Origin of the sequence: Nocardioides sp., assembly GCF_041600255.1 — a bacterium.
GTDB lineage: Bacteria > Actinomycetota > Actinomycetes > Propionibacteriales > Nocardioidaceae > Nocardioides.
Genome location: NZ_JBFIKK010000215.1, coordinates 1 through 3364, shown reverse-complemented (window position 1 = coordinate 3364; position 3364 = coordinate 1). Strand labels below are relative to the sequence as shown.

Genomic DNA, 3364 nt, shown 5'->3' with positions numbered 1-3364 from the left:
TGACCCGCGAGGCGGCCAGCCGCCCGGACCCCGACCGCCAGCTGGTCAACCGGGTCCGGTTGCAGGCCGGCCGGTTCCGCGACAGGTGAACGACACCGGACCCGACTCCCCGGGGGTACGCCGCGCGTGGGGGTGGGTCAGTCACCTCCTCGACGGCGGCACGACCCCGTGGCAGCAGTGGGCCGGGCTCGGCGACCAGCGCGGCCGGGTGCTGCCCGGCGCCCAGCAGCTTGAGCTGCTGCGCCGGCTCAATGTCGCCGGCACCCCGACGCCGGAGCTGGCCCGCCGGGTCCTCGACGCCTCGGCCCCGGGGCGCGGTCGCCCCGACCTCGAGCTGGTGGACGCCGTCGAGCCGCTCGCCTTCGGCCCGCCCCCGGTCGACCCGGCCGACCTGCCCGACGACGAGCTGGTCCGGGTGGCCACCAGCCTGATCGCCGACGACGTGGTGGCCGCCGGCGTGCCCGAGGAGTCCGCGACGGCCCGGATCCGGCCGTGGCGCACCCGCTACCGGCTGGTCGGCGACCCCGAGCTGGCCGACCCGATGCGCGCCGAGCTGGTCCGCCGCGGCCGCCCGCCCGGCGGCCGGGGCGCCACCGTGCTGGTGCTCGGCACCGACACCGGCCGGCTGATGGTCGATGCCTGGACCTCGCGCTGCTTCGACGAGGGCGCCCCGCCGTGGCGGGACTGGGTGGGCGCGGCCGTGCGTCGCGACCGGATGCCGCCCCGGGTCAACCTCGTCCAGGCGGCACGCACCTGGTCGGCCACCCACCCGGGCCGGGTGCGGGTGGTCCTCGACCCGAGCGCCGTACCCCGCCTGGTCGGCGTACGACGCGCGCTGCCGGCGCCGACCCCGGTCTCGGCCGACGCCGTCGACCTGGCCCGCCGGGTCACGGTCGTCCTCGGGCTGCTGGCCGGACGCGACCGCCGCCGGGCGCTGGTGCAGCAGACGCTGCGGCCCTGGCTGGCCGCGATCCCCGGGCCCGGTCTGGTGGTGCCGGCCGAGCACGCGGAGTGGCTGGAGCGTCGCGCCGTACGGATGCGAGCGGCGCTGTCGCGCGCTGGCTACCCTGTGCACGGTGATCTCGACACGCTGCTGCCCCCCGGGGGCGCCGGACACGGGGTTGCCCACCCCACCGACTCGGGCACCCTGGCCCTGGCCATCCGGCTCCTGCTCGACGAGCCAGTGAGGAGCAGCACGCGATGAGCAAGCGGGTCCTGCTGCACGTCGGCACCCCCAAGACCGGTACGTCGTACTTCCAGGACGTGCTGTTCCGCAACCGCCGGACCCTCGTCCAGGCCGGGATCCACTACCCGGCCGACCGGTTCGACGCCCACTTCCTGGCGGCGCTGGACCTGATGCGGCTGCCCTGGGGCGGCCTGGAGACCGAGGCCGTCGGCGCCTGGGACCGGCTCGCCACCCGGGTACGCCGCGCCTCGGGCACCTCGATCATCAGCCACGAGATCCTGGCCACCGCGTCCCGCTCGCAGGTCGGCCGGGCGCTGGAGAGCCTCGGCCACCACGACGGCACCGAGATCCACGTGGTGCTCTCGGTGCGCGACCTGGTCCGCCAGATCCCGGCCGAGTGGCAGGAGAACGTCAAGCACCGCAGCATCATCAGCTACGCGAAGTTCCTCGAGCAGATCCAGGACCCGCAGCGGGAGAGCCGGATCGCGACCTGGTTCTGGGGCGTCCAGGAGATCCCGGACATCCTCAACCGCTGGGGCCACGACCTGCCGCCGGAGCGGATCCACCTGGTCACCGTGCCGCCGCCGGGCGGGCCGCCGCAGGTGCTCTGGGAGCGGTTCAGCGAGGCGTTCGGGCTGACCGGGCTCGACCTGGACCTGGAGGCCGAGCGGGCCAACCCGTCGCTGGGCGTGCCGGAGACGGCACTGGTCCGGCGGATCAACCGGGCCGCCAACACGGTCGTGGAGCCGGCCGACTACCGGCCGCTGGTCCGCGAGCTGCTCGCCCACCAGACGCTCTCGCGCCGGGCCGGTTCGCCGCGGCTCGCCCTGCCGCCGACCGTGCACCCGTGGGCCCAGCAGGTGGCCGCGACCTGGCGCGCCGAGGTCGAGCGCCGCGGTTACCACGTGATCGGCGACCTCGACGACCTGATCGGCCCGGCGCCGCTGGAGACCTGGGCCGACCCGGACAACCCCTCCGAACGGCAGGTCGCCGGCGCCGCGGTGGACGCGATCAAGGCGCTGCTGCTCGACAACGCCCGGCTGCGGGCGACCGAGGCCCGGCTGGCGGCCGAGCTGCTGGACACCCAGCGGGCGCTGGAGCGGTCCTACCTGCGCCCGACGTACCGCTGGCGCGAGAAGACGGTACGCCGGCTGCAGTCCGGCCGGGCCGGTCGCGGGATGCTGAAGGCCTACCGCGTGGCGCGCGGCAGGAGCTCGCGCTCGGCGTAGCGGCCCACCCGCCAGGTCACGTAGCCGTCGGCGCCGGCGCCGACCAGCCCGCCGACGACCGGCACCCGGCGTCCGACGGTGATCGCGATCCGCTTGCCGGCGACCTTGCTGATCAGCTCGTTGGTCACCTCGGCGGAGATGATCCGGTCCAGGTCGGGGTCGTGGGTCGGGGCGGTGGCCAGCGCCATCGGCGGGGCCGGCAGCTTCTTCTTGCGGATCAGGGCGTTCACGCTGTCCTCGCCGAGCAGGCAGGTCAGGATCGCGTTGCGCACCCGCGGGTCGTCGAGGTCGTAGCCGCGCAGGTGGGCGATCCCGGCGATCATCCGGCACTCGATCAGGGCCAGCCCGGTGATGTTGGCGGGGATGGTCAGCGCCGCCGTCACCACCCCGCCGAGGTTGGTCACGAACCCCTGGGCGCCGGCGTACCGGACGTGGTTCTCGATCACCTCGTGGATCGCCCGGTCGACGTTGCCGCGCTGCTCGGTGAGCTGCTTGTCGGCGGCGCTGGCCGCGGGCGGCAGCGGGCCGACCCCGGAGATCGCGCGCGCCAGGGCCTCCCGGACGAACGACGTGGTGAGTTCGGGGGCGAGGTCGGTGACCCGGGGGGCCAGGTGCTTGCCGAGCGTGCTCTTCAACGTCATGTCCCCGATCCTACGGACCACTACGGTGGAGACGTGGCTGTCGAACCTCCGCCCTCCGCCTGGTCCTTCGCAGACCCGTCGAACTTCGACGCGGCCGACGACCTGGTGGCGATCGGGGCGGACCTCGCGCCGGGCACGCTGCTGGCGGCGTACCGCCGGGGGCTCTTCCCGATGCCGTCGGGCACGCCCGGCGACCCGATGTACTGGTTCAGCCCGGTGCGGCGCGGAGTCCTGCCGATCGACCACCTGGTGGTCTCCCGCTCCCTGCGGCGCTCGCTGCGGGACTTCGAGATCCGCCTCGACACCGA

3 protein-coding genes and 1 pseudogene are annotated in these 3364 nt (G+C 75.0%); 3 read left to right on the top strand and 1 reads right to left on the bottom strand.

Annotation, left to right across the window (positions count from 1 at the left end):
• Positions 1 to 85: 85 nt before the first annotated feature.
• Together ABZE72_RS16390 and ABZE72_RS16385 are read left to right on the top strand one after the other, a co-directional pair.
• Positions 86 to 1204: a hypothetical protein gene (locus ABZE72_RS16390; RefSeq protein WP_372730104.1), complete on the top strand. Its 1119-nt coding sequence runs from the start codon at positions 86 to 88 to the stop codon at positions 1202 to 1204.
• On the top strand, positions 1201 to 2415 hold the full coding sequence (locus ABZE72_RS16385; protein ID WP_372730103.1) for a hypothetical protein: 1215 nt from the start codon (positions 1201 to 1203) through the stop codon (positions 2413 to 2415). The genes ABZE72_RS16390 and ABZE72_RS16385 overlap by 4 nt, the downstream gene beginning before the upstream one ends.
• On the opposite strand, the gene ABZE72_RS16380 is transcribed toward ABZE72_RS16385, so the two are convergent.
• Positions 2376 to 3056: an EcsC family protein gene (locus ABZE72_RS16380; RefSeq protein ID WP_372730102.1), complete on the bottom strand. Its 681-nt coding sequence runs from the start codon at positions 3054 to 3056 to the stop codon at positions 2376 to 2378. The genes ABZE72_RS16385 and ABZE72_RS16380 overlap by 40 nt on opposite strands.
• Before the next feature lie 33 nt (positions 3057 to 3089).
• Here ABZE72_RS16380 and ABZE72_RS16375 point away from each other — a divergent pair.
• Positions 3090 to 3364 (top strand): annotated as a pseudogene (locus tag ABZE72_RS16375) (leucyl/phenylalanyl-tRNA--protein transferase); the annotation flags it as partial.